This window comes from Streptomyces sp. NPDC001668, from assembly GCF_042893155.1.
GTDB lineage: Bacteria > Actinomycetota > Actinomycetes > Streptomycetales > Streptomycetaceae > Streptomyces.
Genome location: NZ_JBIAUQ010000008.1, coordinates 235,809 through 259,442, shown reverse-complemented (window position 1 = coordinate 259,442; position 23,634 = coordinate 235,809). Strand labels below are relative to the sequence as shown.

Below are 23,634 nucleotides of genomic sequence, written 5' to 3'. Positions count from 1 at the left end.
ATGTCGCAGTTCACAGGATGCTCACACCCGCCGGACGAGTTAAGCGGCGACGGCCGCTGTCGGTGCCGTACGGCATGATGCGAGGCGTGACCGGACGACTGATGCTCCTCGACACCGCCTCGCTCTACTTCCGTGCCTACTTCGGCGTTCCGGAGTCCGTGAAGGCGCCGGACGGCACGCCGGTGAACGCCGTGCGCGGCCTCCTCGAATTCATCGACCGCCTGGTCAAGGACCACCGCCCCGACCTGCTGGTCGCCTGCATGGACGCCGACTGGCGGCCCCAGTGGCGGGTCGACCTCATCCCCTCCTACAAGGCGCACCGTGTCGCGGAGGAGCACGAGGTGGGCCCGGACGAGGAGGAGGTGCCGGACACGCTGTCGCCGCAGGTGCCGGTCATCGAGGCCGTCCTGGACGCGCTCGGCATCGCGCGCGTGGGCGTGGCCGGGTACGAGGCGGACGACGTGATCGGCACGTTCACCGCGCGGGCGACGGGCCCGGTCGACATCGTCACCGGCGACCGCGACCTGTACCAGCTCGTGGACGACGAACGGCAGGTACGGGTGCTGTATCCGCTCAAGGGCGTCGGCACGCTCCAGCTGACCGACGAGGCGTGGCTGCGTGAGAAGTATGGCGTCGACGGCCGTGGGTACGCGGATCTGGCGCTGCTGCGCGGCGACCCGAGCGACGGCCTGCCGGGCGTGCCCGGCATCGGCGAGAAGACGGCGGCCAAGCTGCTCGCCGAGTTCGGCGACGTGGCCGGGATCATGGCCGCCGTCGACGACCCGAAGGCCAGGCTCACGCCGTCGCAGCGCAAGCGGCTGGACGAGTCGCGGCCGTACGTGGCCGTGGCACCGAAGGTGGTGAGAGTGGCGGGCGACGTCCCGTTGCCGCAGGTCGAGACGGCGGTCCCGCGCACGCCGCGCGATCCGGCGGCGCTGGAGAAGCTGGCAGAACGCTGGGGGCTGGGTGGGTCGTTGCAGCGGCTGATGGCGACGCTCGGCGCGTAAATATTGCCCTCGCTTTCCACGAGTGGCATGCCATCGCCAGGGGGGCGGATGCTAACTTAGGTAAGCCTAAGCACAGGGACTGGGAGGCCGCCATGGCAGAAGGACCGGGACGCAAGCCGCGGAAGCCTCATTCCGCGCAGGTGGTCCGCACCGAACGCCTCACGCCGCACATGCAGCGCGTGGTGCTCGGCGGCGACGGGCTCGCCGGGTTCGCGCCGGAGACCTGCACCGACCATTACGTCAAGATCCTGTTCCCGGCCGACGGTGTCACCTATCCCGAGCCCTTCGACATCCAGCGCATCCGCGAGGAGTTCCCGCGCGAGCAGTGGCCCGTGACCCGCACGTACACCGTGCGCCACTGGGACGCCGAACACCTCGAACTCACCCTGGACTTCGTGATCCACGGCGACGAGGGCCTGGCCGGCCCCTGGGCAGTGCGTGTCCAGCCCGGCGAGACCGTGCGTTTCATGGGTCCGGGCGGGGCCTACGCCCCCGACCTCGACGCCGACTGGCATCTGCTGGTCGGGGACGAGAGCGCGCTGCCCGCGATCGCCCGCTCCCTGGAGTCGCTGCCCGACGGCGCCCGGGCGTACGCCTTCGTGGAGGTCTCCAGCCCCGAGGAGGAGCAGAAGATCGACTCCGACGTGGACGTCGTCTGGCTGCACCGCGGCTCCCGCCCCGTCGGCGAGGCCCTGGTGGAGGCCGTCCGCGCGCTCGACTTCCCGGAGGGCCGGCTGTGCGCCTTCGTGCACGGCGAGGCGCACTTCGTGAAGCAGCTGCGCCATCTGCTGCGGGTCGAACGCGGAGTCCCGCGCGAGGACCTGTCGATCTCCGGCTACTGGCGCCTGGGCCACAACGAGGACGGCTGGCAGGCCTCCAAGCGGGACTGGAACGCGCGCATCGAGGCGGAGCAGGAGGGGGCGGCACCGGCCGCTTAGTCATACGGTCCGAAAAGGGGGCGGCACCTTCCCGGGTGCCGCCCCTTTCGCGTGCCCGGCGGGGTCGGGCCGAGGGCCGGCCTGGCACCACACAGCCGTGCCGGCACCTCCCCTGAACGGCGTGAGGACTTGGGATCCACTTCGACATGCCTGCGTGACGCACCCGAAACAGCCCCTCCCTAATTTCTGTCACCCGACAGGAATACAGCTCCCGCACCGCTGTTCCGCTCTTCCGCCCTCATGCCGCCGAAGGCAGGTGCCGCCGTGACGACGACCAGTCCCTCCGACGTCCGTCCCGATCCACCGCACTCCCCCTCCCCCGACGACGGGTCCCTCGCCGAGTTCGGCTACCACCAGGAGCTGCACCGCAGCCTGGGCCGGTACGCCTCCTTCGCGGCGGGGTTCAGCTTCATCTCGGTCCTGACGACCGTCTTCCAGTTCTTCGCCTTCGGGTACGCGTTCGGCGGCCCCGCCTTCTTCTGGGCCTGGCCGGCGGTACTGGTGGGGCAGCTGCTCGTGGCGGCCTGCTTCGCCGAACTGGCGGCGCGCTACCCCCTCTCGGGCGCGATCTACCAGTGGTCGTCCCGCCTCTCCAACCAGAGCTTCGGCTGGTTCGCCGGCTGGATCATGGTGATCGGGCAGATCGTCGTGGTCGCCGCGGCGGCGCTGGCCCTGCAGATGGTGCTCCCGGCGATCTGGTCCGGCTTCCAGCTGGTCGGCACGGACGCGGCACCGACCTCGGCGGACGGCGCGGCGAACGCGGCGGTCCTCGGCGTGATCCTGCTGGTCCTGACCACCGTCGTGAACATCGTCGACAACCGTGTCCTGTCCCTGATCAACCGGGTCGGCGTCACCGCCGAGATCATCGGCGCAATCCTGATCATCGTGCTGCTGCTGACCCACTCCGAGCGCACACCGAGCATCACCTTCCACACCACGGGCGCCGCGCAGGACGGCCTGTTCGGGGCGCTGCTGGTGGGCTCGTTCACGGCGGCCTACGTGATGATCGGCTTCGACAGCGCGGGTGAGATGAGCGAGGAGACCCGCTCCCCGCGCCGCACCGCGCCCCGAACCATCCTCACGGCGCTCGCCGCGGCCGGACTGCTCGGCGGTCTGATCGTCCTGGGCGGTCTGCTCGCCGCTCCCAGCCTCACCGACGGGCACCTGTCGGTCGACGGCCTCAGCTACGTCCTCACCAGCAGCCTGGGCGACGGTGTCGGCAAGGCGCTGCTGGCCGATGTGGTGGTCGCGATCGCGGTGGCCACCCTCGCCATCCAGACGGCCGCCTGCCGCATGCTCTTCTCCATGGCCCGCGACGGCCAACTGCCCTTCGCGGGCCGCCTCGCCCGCGTCAACCCCCGTACGGGCATGCCCACCGCCCCCGCCCTGGTCGTCGGCATCCTGGCCGCCGCGCTGCTCCTCCTCAACTTCGCCTCCCCGGAGGCGTTCCTGGCGATCGGCACGACCTGCATCGTGATGCTCTACCTGGCGTACGCGATGGTCACGGGCCCGCTGCTGATCCGCCGCGTGCGGGGCGAGTTCACCTCGTCGGGCACCGACGAGTCGGGCGCCCGCCTCTTCTCCCTCGGCCGCTGGGGCATCCCGGTCAACGCCCTGGCCCTCCTCTACGGCCTCCTCATGACCGTCAACCTGGCCTGGCCCCGCGCCGAGGTGTACGACCCGGCGGGCGGGCACTGGTACTTCCAGTGGTTCACGGTGCTGTTCCTGGCGGCGACGCTGGTGGCGGGTGCGGCGTGGCGGGCACTCAGGGGGCGTACGCCGGTGGGGTAGGCGCAGGGGAGGCGGGCGTGGGGGAGACGGGCGCGGGGTGCTGGGCGTCGGTCATCCGGCTCCGGATCCGGCACGGCGCCGGCGACCGGCTGTGACGCCGCCGCGCACCGGTGGCACCCCGCCCTCCCCACTCCCGTACTCCCGTACTCCCGTCAGTCGCCCCGCACGCGCGCGTGCAGATGCATGTCGTGCCAGCCGTCCGGATGCAGCACCGCACTCCGCTTGGTCCCTTCGAGCACGAAGCCCGTCTTGGTCGCGACGCGACACGACGCCTCGTTGCGGACGGCGTGCATGAGCTCCAGCCGGTGGAATCCGACGCCGTCGAGGGCCCAGCGGGACAGGGCGACCGTGGCCCGCGCGGCGACTCCCCGCCCGCGGGCCTCCGCGGTCGTCCAGTACGCCATCTCGGCCTGCCCGTCGCCGAGATGGATCTCACGCAGGGCCACCCGGCCGAGCAGCAGACCGGTGTCCGCGTCCACGACGGCCCACTGAGCGGTCTTCTCCGAGGCCCAGGCCTTGCGCCACTCCTCGATCCAGCCGCCTGCCTCGTCCACGGAGTCGGCGCCGCGGGCATACCACTGGCGCAGCACCGGGTCCTGGAACGCCGCGTGGACCGCCGGCGCGTCCTCGGGCCGCCAGGGGCGCAGGAGCAGGCCGTCGTCGGTGGGGAGGGTGGGCTGGGCGGTATCGGCGAGGGTGCCGGGTGCGAGCACCGGGCCGGTGAGGTACGGCATGACCGCATCCTGCCAACCGTGGGTGCCGCGTCCCAACGAATTTTCCTCTTGACGGCGACCGGACACGGGCCCCGCGTCCGCTCCCCGGACCGACCGGTGTCCGCGCCCGGGGCACGCGGGCCGGACAGGCCGTCCCCGCGACGAACTTGCTTCCCAACTGCCGCAAACAGGGGTGGTACCCGCAGCGCGTCGACAGGCCGGAATGCGCGGCCGTGCATCCGGCGGCCAGGGAATCCGCTTCGTGCGCCGGGGCTGCGCCCCCTTTCCCGCGGCCGGAAATCGTCGCATGGTGCGAAGTGGTGGGCTGACAGGGTCAATTGCGAGCATGAGCGGTGTCGCACCCGGGCCCGTGAGGGTGGTGGCCGAATGCCTGCGACGGTCGGCGGTGCGCCTCCGGAACGCGTTCCGCGCGACGCACCGGTGCGGTCGGTGCGGTCATGTACTCGCGCGAATACGCGAGGGCCGGCCGACTGCCTTCCGGCGACCGGACCGTCCGGAATGTCGCCGAGAACGGCGAACCGGCTGCCACCCGACGCACCCCTCGCGGCCGTCCGCCGCAGTACCTCGCACCAGCGCCAACTCGCCCCGCACAGTTGACGAAACGCATGGTGGCGCTGGAAGGTAGGGATGATCCACGACCTCGCCTGCGACAACGCTGTCGTGGCGGTGGTGGCCACCGTTTCTCCGCACTGCCCGGCTGCCGCCGCGCACACCCCGGTCGGCGGGCGCGCGGTTGACGAGGCCTGGTTCGTGCACGAGTTCAGCCACGCTGCGTTCGCAGCGAATGGAACACCACACGTAGTTCATGGACTTGGTCGGCTCCGTCACCCGGAGGGCATCATGAATGGCTCTGCTCCAGGCGAGTCGCCCGGGCCGTTCCACTGATCGGGCGCGCACGCCTCGCTCGGCGCACGTCACTCTGGCCGTGACCCGCGCCCCCTTGCGTCCCGAGCACCTCGGAACGTCTTCCAACTCCGTGTTCCACCCAAGCCGAAGGACCTGAAAGGGACTGATCATTCCAGGTCTTGATTACGCGACGGGAGATCAGCACGATGAGTATTACCTCGTCCTCGATATCTTATGCGCGGACGTACAACAGGGGGATTTTTTCCGGCCTTTCGCCACACCGGGCGAATCACCCACACATGCGCACCAGGGGAGGCGGGCTCCGAGCAGAGGGAGCGTCAGGTGAGTGACCTGGCGGGCCTGGCGGGCGCCCTGAGCCCCGGCTCTCCTGGTCAGATCATGCCGGTCCTCGAGCCCGGCCAGTGGCGGAACTCGGTTGATGCTCTCCTTTCCGACCCGCAGGCCACGGCATTGACCGGAATTCTGTGCCACGCGATCGAGGCGGAGACCGCCAACAGCAGTCGATCCGTCCTGCGATCACCCAGCTCGCACCTCGACGCGGTCCGGTCCCCCGGTCTGCGGACCGTGCGTTCCCTGCTGCGCCGTGAGCAGCCCCAGTTGAACTGGCAGACGCTGCTCGGCAGGGACACGGGCGGACTGCTGACTCTCGCGTGCGACCGTCTGACACGCAGCTCGCAGAGTCCGCCGCTGATCGACGTGCGGGACGAACTCTCCGTCGACCGAGCCCAGCAGTGGTGCCGACGAGCAGTGGGCCATACGGCTCACCACTCCTTCGCGATGGAGATGGCGGGTCTCTTCACCGCTCTGTGCACCGCACCCGAGTCGAGCAGCGCTCTCGAAGCCAGGACCACGTTCCTCTGGGGCATTCTGGCGGGAATCAGCGAGTACTACGCGGGAACGACACCACAGGTGCGGGAGATCGGCCGGCTCGCGCGGGATGCGGTGGCCGCTTCCCGGCAATGCGTGCGGTGGCACGGGGCCGAGGGCGAACTCGTGGTGGCCGCGCAGCTGGAATGCGGGGCCGTTCAGCTCGTCGACAACCTGACCGGAATCCTCCAACTGCCCGATCTTTTCAGCCCCGAGGAGTACATCCGCATCAGGGGCGCAGACATCGGGGTGCACATCTACACCGTCCAGGACGACCGCTCCGAGCGTTTCCGGGAGATCGTCGATGAGACCACGATGGTCGCCGTGCTCGCCCATGACCTGATCGACCAGGGACGCGACACGGAGAACGGCAACCGCAACAATCTGGTCCTGCGGCTGCCCGACAGCGATCAGCTCTGGGACATCCTGGAGGTCTGCCTGAGCCACAACTGCGCGGTCGGTGGAGAGCAGTGGCAGCGGGTTGTCGCAGGTTTCGTGGTGGGCACGTGTCTGTACGCACGGGGAGGCCGGGAACGGGTGCACGACGGCACCGAGACGATCGTGCGCAAGAAGCTGCGCCCGAGCACGGAGTGGACGTACGCGCCCCGGCTGGCCGAGCACTTCTCCCGTTCCGGGTGCTCCTGCACGGACCAGGCGGACCCCGTCAACGTCGGGCCGGAACTCGACAGGCTCTACGCCGACAGCTCGACGATCGTGCGGGGCTGGCTGCGCGACCGCTGGGCCACGTACTTCGAGGTGACGGAACTCCAGCGGCTCGCCCTCGCCTGCGCATCCGCCGTACGGACCAGAAGCGCACTGTTCTCCGGCCGGAACGGAGCAGAAATGATCCCATGAGCCCGATCCTCCGCCGGGGCTGCCGGAGGGTGAGCCGGGGCTGGGCCGCGGCGCTGCTCCCGCCCTCGACGCCCGGTCGTAGGCTTGATCGTGATGAGACGCCGTACGCCGCCCCCGCCTTCTCCCCTGCCGCAGCGCGACGGGGTCGATCCGGTGCGGGTGCGGCTGCCGCCCGGTGACGCGTGGGCGACCGTGCGGGACCATCTCGTGGCGCGGCTCGCGGCCGGGGCCGAGGTGATCGACGCGATGCTGGAGGGGGGGCACATCGTGGACGCCGCCGGGCAGGCGGTGACGCGTGACACGGCGTACGTGCCGGGGATGTTCGTGTGGTTCCACCGGGAGCTGCCCGAGGAGGAGCGGGTCCCGTTCCCGATCGACGTCGTCTACCGGGACGAGCACCTGGTGGTGGCCGACAAACCGCACTTCCTCGCCACCACCCCGCGCGGCAGCCATGTCGCCGAGACGGCCCTGGCACGGCTGCGCCGCGAACTGGCCGTCCCCACGCTGGGCGCCGCGCACCGGCTGGACCGGCTGACGGCCGGTCTGGTGATGTTCACCGTTCAGCCGGAGGAACGCGGCGCCTATCAGACGCTGTTCCGGGACAGGCGGGTGACCAAGGAGTACGAGGCCGTGGCTCCGTACGATCCGGCACTGCCCCTGCCGCGCACCGTGCGCAGCCGCATCGTCAAGGAGCGCGGGGTGCCGGCCGCCCGCGAGGTGGAGGGCGAGCCCAACGCCGTCAGCCGGGTCGAGTTGCTGGAGCACCGGGGCGGGCGTGCCCGGTACCGGCTGACTCCGAGTACCGGGCAGACGCATCAGTTGAGGGTGCACATGAGCGCCCTGGGGGTGCCGATCCTCGGGGACCCCCTCTACCCCGTGGTCACCGACCCGGTGGCGCCCGGCGACTTCCGGCGCCCGCTCCAACTGCTCGCGCGGGTACTGGAATTCACCGACCCGGTAACAGGACGCGAGCACCGGTTCGTCAGCCCGCGTGTGCTGCGGGCCTGGTCGTCGTACGACGAATGGGCAGCCGGGTAGGCACCCGCCACGGTGCCGGTCGGCTCACTCGCCACGCCACCAGCGCAGGAGACGTTGGAACGCCCCGGGGCGCCTGCTCGGTTCGGGCGTGGGGGCTGAGACCGGCACGCTGGGCTCCGGGGGTGTCGCCTGCGGCAGTGGTGTGCTGATCTGCCAGTCGCTGGAGCGTGGCGACGGGGTCCGATGCGCCGGCCGTGCCATGACGTCCTGCTGCGGCTTGGGCACGAACTTCACCGGCAGGGCCACCAGATGCCGGTTGGAGATCGTCTCCTGCCACTCCAGCTCGTCCTCGTCGCAGGCGAGTTCCGCGTCCGGCAGGCGGGTCAGCAGCGCGTCGACGCCGACGTCGGCGATGGCACGGCCGATGTCCTGCCCGGGGCACTCGTGGGGGCCGCCGCTGAAGGCGAGGTGGGAGCGGTTGCCCTGCATGTTGGCGTGGGTGTCGGGGCGGACGCGCGGGTCGACGTTGCCCGGCGCGATCCCCATGAGGAGGCCGTCACCCTTGCGGATGCGCTGGCCGCCCAGCTCGGCGTCCTGCTTGGCGAAGTAGCCCAGAACGGCACTGAACGGCGGCTCGTCCCACATCGACTGCTCGACCGCCTGGGGCACCGTCATCTGGCCGCCGTTGAGCTGCGCGCGGAACCGCGGGTCGGTGAGCACCACCCGCAGTACGTTGGCGAGGAGGTTGGCGGTGCTCTCGTACGCGACGATCAGGATCAGGCGCAGGTGCTGGCTGACCTCCTCGTCGTTGAGCCGCGCCGGGTGGTTGATGAGATGGCTCGTGAAGTCGTCCTCGGGTGCGGCCCGGCGGCGGACGGTGAGCCGGGTGAGGACGTCCATGATGTACGCGTTGCTCTCGATGGCCGTCGCGGTGCCCTTGGGAAGGTCGCGGGCGGCCTCCACGAGCCGGTCGTTGTACTCGTCGGGCATGCCGAAGATCTCGCACATCACCATCATCGGCAGACGCTCGGCGAACTGGCTGACCAGATCGGCCCTGCCCTGCTCGCAGAACCTGTTGACGAGATGCTGGGTGGCCCGGTTGATGTGGCGGCGGACGCCCCGGTGGTCGATGGTCGAGATGGCGCCGTTGACCGCGCCGCGCAACCGCAGGTGCTCGTCGCCCTCGGCGTGGGAGCAGAGGGGCTGCCAGGCGAGGTGCGGCATCATCGGGTGAGTCGGCTTGACCGTGCCGTCCTGCATCGGCGCCCACAACCGCGTGTCCCGGCTGTAGTGCGAGGGGGTGCGCAGCATGTGCATGTTCTCGCTGTGGCCGAGCACCACCCAGATCGGCACGTCGTCGTGAAGCAGCGCGGGAGCCACAGGCCCGTGTTCGGCCCGGAGCTCCTCGTACACGGCTTCCAGGTCCTCCGCCCCGGGGCCGTACAGCCGGCGCAGTCCGCCGACGCCGATGCCGTGCGCGGGGCAGCCGGGGGGCGGGGCGGCCGTGTGCTCGTCCGTGCCGGCCGGGGAAAAGGGTTCAGGCGTCACGATGGTCGCTCCGAAGCTGAGGTCGATCTGATCTGGTTTGTCAGGAAGGGATGGGCTGCCCCCGGTCCGAGTGGTTCGAGCGACGCCGGGAGCGCGGGGGGAGTCGTACGGAAGGACCGCTCGGCGGGGATCCGGTTCCGGTTCACACCGACGCCTTCTCCCCCGCCAGCGAATGAAGGAACTGCAACAAGGTCATCAGCACGTCCCGGCTGGACGCCCGCCGTCGCGCGTCGCATTCGACGATGGGGATGTCCGCGCTGAGATCGAGCGCGGTGCGCAGGTCCTCGATGGGGTGGCGGGGACCGTCGGGGAAGGTGTTGACGGCGACGACGAAGGGCACGCCCCGTTCCTCCAGGCGGTCCATGACGTCGAAGCTGACTTCGAGGCGCCGGGTGTCCACCAGGACCACCGCGCCGAGTGCGCCTTCGAACAGGCCGTTCCACAGGAACCAGAAGCGCTCCTGGCCGGGGGTGCCGAAGAGGTAGAGCACCAGCTGCTCGGTGATGCTGATGCGGCCGAAGTCCATGGCGACGGTGGTGGCCGTCTTGGTCTCGGAGCCGTAGTTGTCGTCGACCCCGATGCCGGCCTGGGTCATGGTCTCCTCGGTGGTCAGCGGTTTGATCTCGCTGACCGAGCCGACCATGGTCGTCTTGCCGACGCCGAAGCCGCCGACGATGACGATCTTCACCGCGGCCTCGGTGGTCTGGGGGAGGTGGTCCTCGGTGCGCGGACCGGGGATGGTGTCAGAGCCTTTGAAGTCCATGCATCACCGCTTCGAGGAGGGAACGGTCGGCCAGCGCCTGGCGGATCACAGGGGCGCGCGCCGTCACCAGTTCGGCCGCCAGCAGCTCGGTGAGCAGCACGGTCACCACGCTGAACGGCAGGCTGAGATAGGCGGACAGCTCGGCCACGGACAGCGGGGCCGTGCAGAGCCTGAGCAGCGCCGCCTGCTCGGGCGTGGCGGAGGGCGGTGGGTCGGCGTGCGCCACGATTAAGGTGACCAGGTCGAGTTCCGAGCGCTCGGCTCCGTCGGGGCCGGTGATGACGTACAGCCGCTCGGGGTTCTTCTTCGGTCCCTCGGGGGGATCCTGGCCCTCCTGTGAGGCCTGCGGGGCCTGCGGGTCCGGTTCCGGGGTGGGCTTGGGGAATCGCCGTCGGCGTTGCGGAGGAGTCATACGGTCTGCCCGTTGCGGCGGGGCGGACTGGTGAGGTGCGCGCCGATGCGGACGACCAGATCGCTCATGCGGGCGCTCATGTGGCCGGGTTCGGTGATGATGTCGGAGAGCACCGCCAGATAGGCGTTGGGTCCTGCGGCCATGAGGTAGAAGTAGCCGCCGTGGATCTCGATGAGGACCATCTTCATCTTGCCGTCGCTGCCCGGGATCTCCTGGGCGACGGCGCCCGCCAGGCTCTGCAGGCCCGCGCAGGCCGCGGCGACGCGGTCGGCGGTGTCCGGGTCACCGCCGTGCCGGGCGATGCGCAGGCCGTCGGCGGAGAGCACCACGATCATCTGGATGCCCGGTACGCCTTTGGCGAGGTCCTGGAGCATCCAGTCGAAGTTGCCTCGCTGCTGGATCACTTGAGGTTCCCCTCGTCTTCGGCCTCGGTACGGGCCGGTTCGTCGGTCGGCTGACTGGCTGTGGAAGCGGTGGGGCGCTTGAGGCCGTCCATGAACGCCTGGACCCACAGGCCCGGCGGGGTGTCGTCCGGCTTCGGTTCGGGCTCCGGCGCACGGGCGGCCGTCGACCAGATGGTCGGGCGTCCTTCCCGCTCGGCGCGTTCGATCTCGGCCTGCTCGGCGTAGCGCTGGGTGAGCGAGGTCTTGACCCGGCTGCGGCGCTGCGGCAGCCCGTTGGCCGTCCACTCGGTGACCTCGGGGACGTCGTCCTCCATGGAGACCGGGGTGGTGAACTTGGGGCTGGTGGGGCGGCGCTTCTTGATCGTGCGCTTGGGTCCGGGCAGCGCGCCGAGTTCCGCCTTGGGCACGGCGGTGGCGCCGATGCCGTGGGCGAGTCCGACGCCGGGCTCGTCGGTAAGCATGCCGCTGGGCACGACGAGGATGGCGCGGACGCCGCCGTACGCGGAGGCCCGCAGGGAGACCTGCATGTCGTACGCCGCGCAGAGCCGGCCCACGACGGCGAGGCCGAGGCGCGGCGACTCGCCCAGGTCCTGGAGGTCCACGCCGGCCTTGGCGCGCTCCAGCATGCCCTCGGCCCGCAGCCGGGCCTCCTCGCTGAGGCTGACGCCGGCGTCCTCGATCTCGATGCAGACGCCGGTCTGCACCTCGGTGGCGGTGACGTGGACCTTGCTCTGCGGCGGGGAGTAGCGCGTGGCGTTGTCGAGGAGTTCGGCCGCGGCGTGGATGACCGGCTCGACGGCGGTGCCCTTGACGTTGACCTTGGCGATCGAGGAGAGGTCGATGCGCCGGTACTCCAGGATCCGGGACATGGCGCCGCGCAGCACGCTGTACAGCGCGACGGGCTCGGGCCACTGGCGGCCGGGGCGGCCGCCGCCGAGGACGGAGATGGAGTCGGCGAGCCGGCCGATCAGCGCGGTGCCGTGGTCGATGCGCAGGAGGTCGTCGAAGACCTCGGGGTTGCGGCCGTGGTCCTCCTCCATCTCCCGCAGTTCGTTGGCCTGTTGGTGGACGATGGCCTGCACGCGGCGGGCGATGTTCACGAAGGAGCGCTGCGCGGCGTCACGCATGATCTCCTCGGTGTCGACGATGTTGAGCACCGTCTTCAGCAGCCGGATCTGCGGCTCCGGGAGGTCCGCCCACGCGGGTTCGTACTCACCGAGTTGGCGAATCACCTCTCCGGGGGAACTTCCGCGGCGCAGCCAGTCCAGCGCGGTGGGCGCGATCTCCTTGGCGAACCGGATCAGGTCCTGGTCGTGGTCGGCGATGCGCTGCTTCAGATGGGCCGTGTGACGGATGTGCTCGAGTCGCTGCTCGCGCAGTTCACGACCGCGCCGGACGGCTTCGGCGGCCACCGCGATCACCAGCAGCGTGGCGACCGCACCGCACCAGGCGACAGCGGCCCTGGCCGGCTCCTGCACCAGCGCGGCAGCGGCCCCGGTCGCCGCGGCCATGACTATGGCGGGGAGCAACAGTACGCGCGCATACGGCAGTTCACGGCGTCCTGGGGGGGATTGAACACTCACCATGTGGGCCCTCTGAGACGTATCGACGGGGAGTCGCACATATAGGGAACAAGCGCACGAATACACATCAACTCGGTGCGCTGCGGGCGAGCTTAGTCCGACCGGATCATCGCCGTGTCATATTCAGCAAGCGCCTGAAACGGGCATCCTGACTGGAGTACCCTCGGTCATTTACACGCTCCGACGTCACTCGAACACGGTGAGTCATCGCGCATGCGCGTACGAAAGTCACTCACCGTGGCGAATGAAGATCTGCTTCCGGCGGCGGGCGCCGGGCTCAGATACCGGCGATGCGCAGGGCCGCGTCCGCGGTGGCCTCCGCGAAGACCGAGACGGGGCGGTCGGGGTCGGAGCGGTGGACGAGGATCACGCCCTCGATCAGGCCGAACAGCAGGTCCGTGCGGAGATCGAGCTCGCTCTTGGCGAGGGCGCCGCCCGCGGCCGTCGCGGCGAGCAACTGCCGGTAGGCGTCCTTGAGTTCGGCACGGACCGCGTGGAAACCGGCGAACCGCTCGGCGCGCACCTCGGGCAGCAGATAGAGGCCGCCGAGGTTGTACGGCCCGTCGCACAGCACTTCGACGTCCGCACGGCACAGCTCCCACAGCCGGTTCTCCGCCGGGGCCGTGTCGTCGGCGAGCAGCTCACGGGCGTACGCCAGCGAGGGCGTGACGGTGGACTCCAGGAGCTCGGCGAGGAGCTCCTCCTTGCCGGAGACGTAGTGGTACATGGACGCCTGCCGCATGCCCGCCCGCTCGGCGACGGCCCGGGTGCTGGTCGCGGCGTACCCCAGGGAAGTGAACAACTCGGCCGCGGCGACGAGGAGTTCCTCGCGCGGCGCCAGCCCGCTGTCCGGCCGTCGCGCGGCCCGCGGCCTGCCGACCCGCCGCCCGGTCTCCGCCGCCCCACCTGTCGTACCCATGCGTTCGATCCTCGCACACGGGACCACGACAGACGGCGCCCGGCGACGCGGGGTCACCCCGCCCGAGGACGCGGCACCCGAGAACACGGGGTCGCAGCAGACGGCGCCCGAGCACGCGGGGCGAGCGCCAGGGAGGCGAAGGCATCTCCGGGCGTGCATCACACCCCGGCGAGCCGCAACACCCTCGGGGGCGCAACACCCCGGCACGCCCCAACCCCCCGGGGGCGCGGGGAACTGCGCGACCAGCCCCCCCCCGCCCCCCCCCCCCCCCCCCCCCCCCCCACCGACACAGCCGCTCACACCCAACCCTCCACCCCGTGAGCCCTGAGCCGTGAGCCGTGAGCGCCCAGTAACTCCCCCGCAACACCCGAGCAACCCCCCCGACCTCCCCCACCCCTAATTTCTGTCAAGCGACAGAAACACCCCCCGGAGCCGGAGGTCCGCCATGGCCACAGAGACCACGTACGGAGCCCGAGACCACGCCCGTGCCCAGGAGGGCACCCGGGCCGAGGCCATGCCCGTCGTCCCGGCCGCCGACTGGCCGGGCCCGCCCGCCGAGGCGGGCCCCCTCGTGTGGGCCGAGACCGTCGCGGGCGGCAACTACACCCACCGCGTCCTCGCCCGCGGCACCGAACTGCGCCTCACCGACCTGCGCGGAGACGCCTGCGCCCATCTCCTGCTGTACGCGGAGGGCCGCCCCTGGGAGCGCCTGAACGTCGCCGACACGGTCAAGGTCCAGTGGAACGCCTACCTCGGCGAGGGCCAACTGCTCCTGTCCGACCAGGGCCGCGTCCTCGCGAGCGTCGTCGCCGACACCTCCGGCCGCCACGACGCCCTGTGCGGCACCTCCACCCTGGCCCGCAACACCGAGCGCTACGGCGACGGCACCCCCCAGAGCCCCTCCCCCGCCGGCCGCGAGCTCTTCAAGCTGGCGGCCGCGAAGAACGGCCTCGAACCCCGCGACCTCCCGCCCTCCCTCTCCTTCTTCCAGGGCGTGCGCATCCGCGAGGACGGCACCCTCGACTTCACCGGCTCGGCGGGCCCCGGCGCCGCCGTCACCCTGCGCACCGAGCAGGACGTGACCGTACTGATCGCGAACGTCCCCCATCCCGCGGACCCACGCCCCGCATACGTCAGCACGCCGCTCGAAGTGCTGGCCTGGCGCGCCGAGCCCACCCGTGCCGGCGACCCCCTCTGGGAAGCCACCCCCGAAGGCCGCCGCGCCTACCTCAACACCGCCGATTTCCTTGCCTCGAAGGGACGCGCATGAAGCTGGAAGGGACACCCCGGAAGACGGTCGTTCCGGCCCGGGCCGCCTGGTCCGCCGTCATCCGCGAGGGCGAGACACTCACCATCACCGACCTGCACGGCAACCAGGCCGTGGACTTCCTGGTCTACGACGCCCACGACACGGCGGTCCGCTACAGCGCCCCCGACACCATCCACGCGCAGGGCGGCATCTTCCTCACCACGGGCAGCGTGCTGATGTCCAACGAGCACACCCCGCTGATGACGGTCACCGCCGACGACGTGGGCCGCCATGACACGGTCGGCGGCGCCTGCTCCAAGGAGTCGAACACCCTGCGCTACGGCCATCACACCTGGTCGCAGCACGCCTGCGTGGACAACTTCCTCGCCGAGGGCGCGAAGCACGGTCTCGGCAAGCGCGACCTCGTCTCCAACATCAACTGGTACATGAACGTCCCGGTCGAGAAGGACGGCACCCTCGGCATCGTCGACGGCATCTCCGCCCCGGGCCTCTCCCTGACCCTGCGCGCCGAACGAGACGTCCTCGTCCTGGTCTCCAACTGCCCCCAGATCAACAACCCTTGCAACGGCTTCGACCCGACGCCGGTGCAGATGACGATCGGTGCCGCCGAATGACCTTCGACACCCTCCTCATCGCCAACCGGGGCGAGATAGCCGTCCGCATCATCCGCACCGCCCGCGAACTCGGCCTGCGCACCGTCGCGGTGTACTCCGACGCCGACCGGGCGGCCCCCCACGTCCGGCTCGCCGACCACGCCGTACGCCTCGGCCCGGCGCCCGCCAAGGAGTCGTACCTCGACGCCGACCTGGTGCTGAAGGCGGCCAAGGACTCGGGCGCGGGCGCCATCCACCCCGGCTACGGGTTCCTGTCCGAGGACGCCGCGTTCGCCCGCCGCTGCGAGGACGCGGGCATCGTGTTCGTGGGCCCGACGCCCGAGCAGCTGGAGCTGTTCGGCGCGAAGCACACGGCACGGGCCGCGGCGGAGGCGGCGGGGGTCGCGCTGGCGCCGGGAACCGGTCTGCTGCCCTCCCTCGACGACGCCCTCGAAGCCGCCGCGGCCATCGGCTATCCCGTGATGCTCAAGGCCACCGGCGGTGGCGGCGGCATCGGCATGTCGGCCTGCCACTCCGCCGGTGAACTGACCGACGCCTGGGACCGGGTGCAGCGCGTCGCCGCCGCATCCTTCTCCTCCGCCGGAGTCTTCCTCGAACGGCTCGTCGAGCACGCCCGCCATGTCGAGGTGCAGGTCTTCGGCGACGGTGCGGGCACGGTCGTCACCTTCGGCGACCGCGACTGCTCCCTCCAGCGCCGCAACCAGAAGGTCGTGGAGGAGGCTCCGGCACCGGGGCTCCCCGTCCACCTCCGCGCACAACTCACCGCCAGCGCCCGCGACTTGTGCGCCTCCGTCGGCTACCGCTCCGCGGGAACCGTCGAGTTCGTCTACGACGCCGCCCGCGAGGAGGCCTACTTCCTGGAGGTCAACACCCGTCTCCAGGTGGAGCATCCGGTCACCGAGGAGATCTACGGCGTCGACCTGGTCGCCTGGATGCTCCGCCTGGCCCGGGGCGAGCGGGACGTCGTACGCGAACCGGGCCCCCCGCACGGCCACGCCGTCGAGGCCCGCGTCTACGCCGAGGACCCGAGTCGCGAACACCGGCCCAGTGCGGGCCTGTTGACACGGGTCGAGTTCCCCACCGGGGTCCGTGTCGACGGCTGGGTGGAGACCGGCACCGAGGTGACGACATCGTACGACCCGATGCTCGCGAAGATCATCGCGTACGGCCCGGACCGCGCCCACGCGCTCCAACGGCTGGACGAAGCCCTGGCACGCACCCGAGTCGACGGCATCGAGACCAACCTGGGCCTGGTCCGGGCGGCGCTGGCCGACGGCGGCTTCAAGGCCGCCGTCCACTCCACGGCGACCCTCTCCGCGGTTCAGGACCCCACCCCGCGCATCGAGGTCGTGGCCGCCGGCACCCTCACCACGGTCCAGGACTGGCCGGGCCGCACCGGATACTGGCAGGTCGGAGTTCCGCCGAGCGGCCCGATGGACGACCGTTCGTTCCGGCTCGGCAACCAGGCGCTGGGCAACCCGGAAGGCGCCCCCGGCCTCGAATGCACCTTGCAGGGACCGTCGTTGAGGTTCACCCACCCCACGACCGTCTGCGTGACGGGCGCGCCGGCCCCGGTCACCGTCGACGGCACACCGGTGGCGCAGTGGGAGGCCGTGAACGTGCCCGCGGGCGGGGTCCTGGAGGTGGGCGCGCCCGCCGAACACGGCCTGCGGACGTACGTCCTGTTCGCGGGCGGCGGTCTCGACGTCCCGGCCTTCCTCGGGAGCGCGAGCACCTTCACGCTGGGCCGCTTCGGCGGACACGGCGGGCGGGCACTGCGGACCGGCGACGTCCTGCACGGCGGACGCCGGGACCAGGGGACGCCGGTCACCGAAGCACCGCTCGACGACCGCCCCGCCTACACCTCCACCTGGCACATCGCCGCTGCCGAAGGCCCGCACGCCGCCCCGGAGTTCTTCACCGAGGACGACATCCGCGACTTCTACGCCGCCGACTGGAAGGTCCACTTCAACTCGGCCCGCACCGGAGTCCGCCTGGTCGGCCCCAAGCCCCGCTGGGCCCGCGCCGACGGCGGCGAGGCCGGCCTGCACCCGTCCAACATCCACGACACCCCGTACTCGGTCGGCGCGGTCGACTACACGGGCGACATGCCGGTGCTGCTGGGCCCGGACGGGCCCTCGCTCGGCGGGTTCGTGTGCCCGGCGACCGTCATCAGCACCGAGCGCTGGAAGCTGGGCCAGCTGCGCCCCGGTGACACGGTGCGCTTCGTGCCGGTGAACACGGACGGCTCGGCGCGCGCGGCGATCGTGGACGGCGGCATCCTCGCCCGCGACGGCGATGTGACGTACCGCCGCAGCGGCGACGACAACCTGCTGGTCGAGTTCGGCCCCATGCAGCTGGACCTGGCGCTCCGCATGCGCGTCCACGCCCTGATGGAGGCGGTGGCCGAGCAGGGCCCGGACGGCATCACCGACCTCACCCCCGGCATCCGCTCCCTCCAGATCCAGACGGACCCGGACCGCCTCCCCCAGCACGAACTCCTCGCCGCCGTACGGGAGATCACCGCCTCCCTCCCCCCGTCCGACCAACTGGTCGTCCCCTCCCGCACGGTCCATCTGCCGCTCTCCTGGGACGACCCGGCGACCCGCGAGGCGATCGCCCGCTATATGGCGGGGGTTCGCGACGACGCGCCCTGGTGCCCGTGGAACATCGAGTTCATCCGCCGCGTCAACGGCCTGGACTCGGTGCACGACGTGTACCGCACGGTCTTCGACGCGGAGTACCTGGTGCTGGGCCTGGGTGACGTCTACCTGGGCGCCCCCGTGGCCACTCCCCTCGACCCGCGCCACCGCCTGGTGACCACGAAGTACAACCCGGCACGCACCTGGACGGCCGAGAACTCGGTCGGCATCGGCGGCGCGTACCTGTGCGTCTACGGCATGGAGGGCCCGGGCGGCTACCAGTTCGTGGGCCGTACGACCCAGGTGTGGTCGCCCTGGCAGCAGCGCGGCGCGTTCGAGCCGGGCTCGCCCTGGCTGCTGCGCTTCTTCGACCGCATCAAGTGGTATCCGGTGGACGCGGACGAACTCCTGGAGCTGCGCGCCGACATCACCTCCGGCCGCTTCGTGCCCCGCATCGAGGAAGGCACCTTCTCGCTCGCCGAGTACCAGGCCTTCCTCACCGAACACGCCGAGTCCATAACGGAGTTCAGGGCGACCCAGCAGGCGGCGTTCTCCGTCGAGCGGGACGCCTGGGAGGCGGCGGGCGAGTTCGCGCGCGCCGAGTCCGCGACCGCGCCGGCAGCCGGCCCCGTCGACATCGCGGTCCCCCCGGGCGGCCGCCTGATCGAGGCCGAGTTCGCCGCCTCCGTATGGCAGTTGAACGTCGAGCCCGGCGACGAGGTGACGGCGGGGCAGCCGCTCCTCGCCCTGGAGGCGATGAAGATGGAGTCCAGGGTGCACGCGCCGACGGCCGGTGTGGTCGCGGAGATCCTGGCCAGGCCGGGCGACCAGGTGGAGGCGGGGACGGCGCTGCTCGTCCTGGCCCCGCCCGCACAGTGAAAGAGGAACGAGCCATGTCCAGCACCGTCACCCGGGTCCGTGCCGCCTACGACCGCGTCGAGGCCGTGGACCGCCCCGAGATCTGGATCGATCTGCGCCCGCGGGAGGAGGTCGAGCGGGAGGCCCGCGCGATCGACGAACGGCTCGCGCAAGGCGAGCGACTCCCTCTCGCGGGCCGCCTGTTCGCCGCCAAGGGCAACATCGACGTGGCCGGCCTGCCCACCACCGCGGGCTGTCCGTCGTACGCCTACGATCCGGAGGCCGATGCCCCGGTGGTCGCCCGGCTCCGCGCGGCCGGCGCGATCGTGCTCGGCACCACGAACCTGGACCAGTTCGCGACGGGCCTGGTCGGCACCCGCTCCCCGCACGGCGCGGTCCGCAACGCGTACGACCCCACCCGGGTGAGCGGCGGTTCCAGCTCCGGCTCGGCGGTCGCCGTGGCGCTGGGCATCGTCGACTTCGCCCTCGGCACCGACACGGCGGGCTCGGGCCGGGTCCCGGCCGCCTTCAACGGCATCGTCGGCCTCAAGCCCACCCGCGGCCTGGTCCCCACGGCCGGGGTCGTCCCGGCCTGCGCCTCCATCGACTGCGTGACGGTGTTCGCCCGCACCCTCCCCGAGGCCGAGCAGGCGCTGGCCCACATGACGACCGGCACCGCCCCGTCCCTGCCCGGACGCCGCCCCGGCCCCTGGCGGATCGCGATCCCCCCGCGCGAGCAGCTCGGCGAACTCGACGAGGGCTGGGCGGAGGCGTACGAGCAGGCGGTGGAGCAGCTCGCGGCGGCGGGCGCGACGCTGCGCGAACTCGACCTCACGCCCTTCACCGAGGCGGCGGCGATGCTCTACGAGGGCGCGTTCGTCGCCGAGCGCTACACAGCCGTAGGGGCCTTTGTCGACAAGGCGACAGCGGCGAACGACCCGTTCCTGGACCCCACGGTCGCCGCCATCATCACCCGCGCCCGCGACCTCCCGGCCCATCAGCTGTACGCCGACATGGACCGCCTGGCCGGGCTCCGCACCCGGGCGCTGGCCGAACTGGCCGACGCGGACGCCCTTCTCCTGCCCACCACGCCGGGCCACCCCACGCTCGCGGAGGTCGCCGCCGACCCGCTGGGCGCCAACGCCCGCCTGGGCCGCTTCACCAACTCCACGAACCTCTTCGACCTGGCCGCGGTGGCTGTCCCGGCGGGCGAGGTGAACGGTCTCCCGTTCGGCGTGATGCTGATCGGCCCGGCGCACACCGACGAGCGCCTGGCGAGCATCGCGCGCCTGCTCCAGCCGGAGACCCGGCTCGCGGTGGTCGGCGCCCACCTGACGGGCCAGCCGCTGAACCCGCAACTCCTGTCGCTGGGCGCCCGCCTGGACCGTACGACGACCACGGCCCCGGTGTACCGCCTGCACGCCCTGCGGACCGACCCGCCGAAGCCGGGCCTGGTCCACGTGGGCGAGGGCGGCGCGGAGATCGAGGTGGAGGTCTGGAAGTTGCCCGCAGCGGGCCTCGGCCGGCTCCTTTCCGCCCTCCCCCGCCCCATGGCGCTCGGCCGCGTGCAACTGGCCGACGGCACCGGTGCACCCGGCTTCCTCTGCGAACCGTCCGCCCTGACGGACGCCAAGGACATCACGTCGTACGGAGGCTGGCGGCCCTATCTGAACGTCGAGTAGGTCACCCCACCGACGAATACGCCACAACCCCCCGCAGCAGCAGATCAACGGCCTTACGCGCATTCTTCGCGACCGTGGACCCCTCGCCCCCGGAAACCGGTGCCGCGGCCGAGATCTGCCCCAGCACATCGATCACCTGCTTGCACCACCGCACGAAGTCCCCGGCCGGCATCTCCGCCTCCCGCAGCACCTCGTCCAGCCCCTTGCCCGAAGCCCACATGTACGCGGCCCAGGCGAACCCGAGATCCGGCTCCCGCTGCCCGACCCCCTCGGTCTGGTTGATCCGGAAGTCCTCCTCGAGGGCGTCGAGCCGCCCCCAGATCCGCACCATCTCACCGAGCGCGGCCTTGGCCTTGCCGGACGGCAGCTTGGGCGCCATGGCGTCGTCGCCCACCCGGGACTCGTACACCAGCGCGGAGACGCACGCGGCCAGTTCGGCGGGGCCGAGCCCCTCCCAGACGCCTTCGCGCAGGCACTCGCTGGCGAGCAGGTCGAGTTCGCCGTACAAGCGGGCCAGCCGCTTGCCGTGCTCGGTGACCTCGTCCGCGCGCAGGTAGTCCAGTTCGGTCAGCAGGGCGACGATGCGGTCGAAGGTCCGCGCGATGGTGTTCGTCCGCCCCTCGATGCGCCGCTCCAGCTGCGAGGTGTCGCGCAGCAGCCGGTGATAGCGCTCGGCCCAACGGGCGTGGTCCTCGCGGTCGTTGCACCCATGGCAGGGGTGCGCCCGGATCGCCGTGCGCAGCCGCGCGATCTCGCGGTCGTCGGCGGCCTGCGACCGCTGCTTGCGGGCCCGCTCCGGCGGAATGTGCCCGGCCTTGGTGCGCAGCGCTGAGGCCAGGTCCCGACGGGACTGCGGCGAGCGCGCGTTGAAGGACTTCGGGACCCGCATCCGGTCCAACGGCTCCACCGGCACCGGGAAGTCCATCGACGCGAGCCGCTTGACCTGCCGCTCGGCGGTCAGCACCAGCGGCCGCGGGCCGTCATGGTGATCGAAGCCCCGGTGGCCGTTGGACCGTCCGGCGGGCAGGCCCGGGTCCAGGACCAGCGCGAGACCGGCGTACTTGCCCGTGGGCACATGGATGATGTCGCCCGGCTTGAGCTTCTCCAACGCCACGGCCGCCTCGGCCCGCCGCTGGGCGACCCCCTGCCGGGCCAGCTCGGTCTCCCGGTCCTTGAGCTCGCGGCGCAGCCGCGCGTACTCCTCGAAGTCGCCGAGGTGGCAGGTCATGGAGGCCTTGTAGCCGTCCAGACCCTCCTCGTTGCGCTGCACCTGGCGCGAGATCCCGACGACCGACTTGTCGGCCTGGAACTGCGCGAAGGACGTCTCCAGGAGTTCACGCGAGCGGTGCCGCCCGAACTGCTCCACGAGATTGACCGCCATGTTGTACGACGGCTTGAAGCTGGAGCGCAGCGGGTACGTGCGCGTGCCGGCCAGTCCCGCCAGGTGCTCGGGGCTGCTCCCGCGCTGCCACAGCACCACCGCGTGGCCCTCGACGTCGATGCCGCGCCGTCCCGCACGCCCCGTCAGCTGGGTGTACTCGCCGGGCGTGATGTCGGCGTGCTGCTCGCCGTTCCACTTGACGAGCTTCTCCAGCACCACCGAACGCGCGGGCATGTTGATGCCCAGGGCGAGCGTCTCGGTCGCGAACACGGCCTTGACCAGGCCGCGTACGAACAGCTCCTCGACGACCTCCTTGAACGTCGGCAGCATGCCCGCGTGGTGGGCGGCGATACCGCGCTCCAGGCCCTCCAGCCACTCGTAGTAGCCGAGGACGTGCAGGTCCTCGTGCGGGATCGACGCCGTGCGCTCCTCGACGAGGGCGCGCACCTTGCCCCGCGCCTCGTCGTCGTTCAGCCGCAGACCGGCGTACAGGCACTGCTGTACGGCCGCCTCGCAGGCGGCGCGGCTGAAGATGAACGTGATGGCGGGCAGCAGGCCTTCCGCGTCCAGCCGCTCGATGACCTCGGGCCGGCTCGGTGTCCACACCTTCGACCGCTGCCGCCGCTCGCGCTCCCGGTCGGCCTCGCGCATCGCCCGGCCGCGCCTGCGGTCCTGGTACGACGGCCGCTGGGCCTCCATCCGGGCCAGCCGCGCGAGATCGGGGTTGACGGCCTTCTTGTTGCCCTCGCCCTCCTCGAACAGGTCGTACATCCGCCGCCCGGCGAGCACGTGCTGGAACAGTGGCACGGGCCGGTGCTCGGAGACGATCACCTGGGTGTCGCCGCGGACGGTGTCGAGCCAGTCGCCGAACTCCTCGGCGTTGGACACGGTCGCCGACAGCGACACCAGGGTCACCGACTCGGGAAGGTGGATGATCACCTCTTCCCATACGGCGCCCCGGAAGCGGTCGGAGAGGTAGTGCACCTCGTCCATGACCACGTATCCGAGGCCGAGGAGGGTCTGCGAGCCCGCGTAGAGCATGTTCCGCAGCACCTCGGTGGTCATCACGACCACGGGGGCGTCGGAGTTGACGCTGTTGTCGCCGGTGAGCAGGCCGACCTTGTCGGCGCCGTAACGGCGGCTGAGGTCCGCGTACTTCTGGTTGGACAGCGCCTTGATGGGGGTCGTGTAGAAGCACTTCTTGCCCTGCTGGAGGGCGAGGTGGACGGCGAACTCGCCGACGATCGTCTTGCCGGAGCCGGTGGGGGCGGCCACCAGCACGCCCTTGCCCGCTTCGAGAGCCCGGCAGGCCTCGATCTGGAAGGGGTCGAGATCGAAGTCGTACATCTCGCGGAAGCCCGCGAGCGCGGTGGCCTGCTCGGCTGCCCGCAGGCGGGCTGCCGCGTACCGCTCGGCCGGGGAGAGGTCCTCTGTCATCGTGCTTTCGAGCGTACCCGGCGGCACTGACAACAGGACGATCATTATCCGGATCGGAGTCCGCGAAACCCGCTCTTCACGCAG

At 71.3% G+C, this 23,634-nt stretch carries 17 protein-coding genes; 9 read left to right on the top strand and 8 right to left on the bottom strand.

What is annotated here, in order from left to right; genetic code table 11:
* Positions 1-77: 77 nt before the first annotated feature.
* The 3 genes from ACFYZ8_RS25360 (at position 78) to ACFYZ8_RS25350 (ending at position 3,736) form a co-directional block, all read left to right on the top strand.
* Positions 78-1,007: a 5'-3' exonuclease gene (locus tag ACFYZ8_RS25360; protein WP_359035519.1), complete on the top strand. Its 930-nt coding sequence runs from the start codon at positions 78-80 to the stop codon at positions 1,005-1,007.
* A gap of 92 nt (positions 1,008-1,099) precedes the next feature.
* Complete coding sequence (locus ACFYZ8_RS25355) at positions 1,100-1,945, top strand: siderophore-interacting protein (protein WP_388536020.1); 846 nt, start codon at positions 1,100-1,102, stop codon at positions 1,943-1,945.
* Positions 1,946-2,209: 264 nt separating this feature from the next.
* Complete coding sequence (locus ACFYZ8_RS25350; RefSeq protein ID WP_359035346.1) at positions 2,210-3,736, top strand: amino acid permease; 1,527 nt, start codon at positions 2,210-2,212, stop codon at positions 3,734-3,736.
* A gap of 152 nt (positions 3,737-3,888) precedes the next feature.
* On the opposite strand, the gene ACFYZ8_RS25345 is transcribed toward ACFYZ8_RS25350, so the two are convergent.
* Positions 3,889-4,470 carry a GNAT family N-acetyltransferase gene (locus ACFYZ8_RS25345; protein WP_388536022.1) on the bottom strand — a complete coding sequence of 194 codons (582 nt, stop codon included), beginning with the start codon at positions 4,468-4,470 and terminating at the stop codon, positions 3,889-3,891.
* Positions 4,471-5,658: 1,188 nt separating this feature from the next.
* On the opposite strand from ACFYZ8_RS25345, the gene ACFYZ8_RS25340 reads away from it, so the two are divergent.
* Positions 5,659-7,059 carry a hypothetical protein gene (locus ACFYZ8_RS25340; RefSeq protein ID WP_388536024.1) on the top strand — a complete coding sequence of 467 codons (1,401 nt, stop codon included), beginning with the start codon at positions 5,659-5,661 and terminating at the stop codon, positions 7,057-7,059.
* A 93-nt stretch (positions 7,060-7,152) separates the two neighbouring features.
* Positions 7,153-8,097: an RluA family pseudouridine synthase gene (locus ACFYZ8_RS25335; RefSeq protein WP_388536026.1), complete on the top strand. Its 945-nt coding sequence runs from the start codon at positions 7,153-7,155 to the stop codon at positions 8,095-8,097.
* 24 nt (positions 8,098-8,121) lie between these two features.
* Here the strand turns inward: ACFYZ8_RS25335 and ACFYZ8_RS25330 are convergent, their stop codons facing one another.
* From ACFYZ8_RS25330 to ACFYZ8_RS25305, 6 genes are all read right to left on the bottom strand, one after another.
* Entirely contained in the window at positions 8,122-9,585 is a 1,464-nt protein-coding gene (locus ACFYZ8_RS25330; RefSeq protein WP_388536029.1) for a cytochrome P450, read from the bottom strand.
* Between the two features lie 142 nt (positions 9,586-9,727).
* On the bottom strand, positions 9,728-10,348 hold the full coding sequence (locus tag ACFYZ8_RS25325) for an ATP/GTP-binding protein (protein WP_359035336.1): 621 nt from the start codon (positions 10,346-10,348) through the stop codon (positions 9,728-9,730).
* Complete coding sequence (locus ACFYZ8_RS25320) at positions 10,329-10,760, bottom strand: DUF742 domain-containing protein (protein ID WP_359035334.1); 432 nt, start codon at positions 10,758-10,760, stop codon at positions 10,329-10,331. Before ACFYZ8_RS25320 ends, ACFYZ8_RS25325 begins: the two co-directional genes overlap by 20 nt.
* Positions 10,757-11,164, bottom strand: a complete 408-nt coding sequence (locus ACFYZ8_RS25315; RefSeq protein WP_306983983.1) for a roadblock/LC7 domain-containing protein — start codon at positions 11,162-11,164, stop codon at positions 10,757-10,759. Before ACFYZ8_RS25315 ends, ACFYZ8_RS25320 begins: the two co-directional genes overlap by 4 nt.
* Positions 11,161-12,750 (bottom strand): sensor histidine kinase, encoded by a 1,590-nt coding sequence (locus ACFYZ8_RS25310; RefSeq protein WP_388536032.1) that lies wholly within the window; start codon positions 12,748-12,750, stop codon positions 11,161-11,163. Before ACFYZ8_RS25310 ends, ACFYZ8_RS25315 begins: the two co-directional genes overlap by 4 nt.
* A 274-nt stretch (positions 12,751-13,024) precedes the next feature.
* Positions 13,025-13,666: a helix-turn-helix domain-containing protein gene (locus ACFYZ8_RS25305; RefSeq protein WP_359035329.1), complete on the bottom strand. Its 642-nt coding sequence runs from the start codon at positions 13,664-13,666 to the stop codon at positions 13,025-13,027.
* Positions 13,667-14,111: 445 nt separating this feature from the next.
* On the opposite strand from ACFYZ8_RS25305, the gene ACFYZ8_RS25300 reads away from it, so the two are divergent.
* The 4 genes from ACFYZ8_RS25300 to atzF are packed head-to-tail and all read left to right on the top strand — an operon-like array spanning position 14,112 to position 20,732.
* On the top strand, positions 14,112-14,936 hold the full coding sequence (locus ACFYZ8_RS25300; RefSeq protein ID WP_388536036.1) for an urea amidolyase associated protein UAAP1: 825 nt from the start codon (positions 14,112-14,114) through the stop codon (positions 14,934-14,936).
* Positions 14,933-15,550 (top strand): urea amidolyase associated protein UAAP2, encoded by a 618-nt coding sequence (locus ACFYZ8_RS25295; protein WP_388536039.1) that lies wholly within the window; start codon positions 14,933-14,935, stop codon positions 15,548-15,550. The genes ACFYZ8_RS25300 and ACFYZ8_RS25295 overlap by 4 nt, the downstream gene beginning before the upstream one ends.
* The gene (locus ACFYZ8_RS25290) at positions 15,547-19,071 is read left to right on the top strand and encodes a 5-oxoprolinase/urea amidolyase family protein (RefSeq protein ID WP_388536041.1); all 3,525 of its coding nucleotides are present in this window, start codon (positions 15,547-15,549) and stop codon (positions 19,069-19,071) included. The genes ACFYZ8_RS25295 and ACFYZ8_RS25290 overlap by 4 nt, the downstream gene beginning before the upstream one ends.
* A gap of 14 nt (positions 19,072-19,085) precedes the next feature.
* Positions 19,086-20,732 carry an allophanate hydrolase gene (gene atzF, locus ACFYZ8_RS25285; protein WP_388536042.1) on the top strand — a complete coding sequence of 549 codons (1,647 nt, stop codon included), beginning with the start codon at positions 19,086-19,088 and terminating at the stop codon, positions 20,730-20,732.
* Position 20,733: 1 nt separating this feature from the next.
* Here atzF and ACFYZ8_RS25280 read toward each other — a convergent pair whose 3' ends face one another.
* Entirely contained in the window at positions 20,734-23,595 is a 2,862-nt protein-coding gene (locus ACFYZ8_RS25280; protein WP_359035318.1) for a DEAD/DEAH box helicase, read from the bottom strand.
* Between the last annotated feature and the right edge of the window lie 39 nt (positions 23,596-23,634).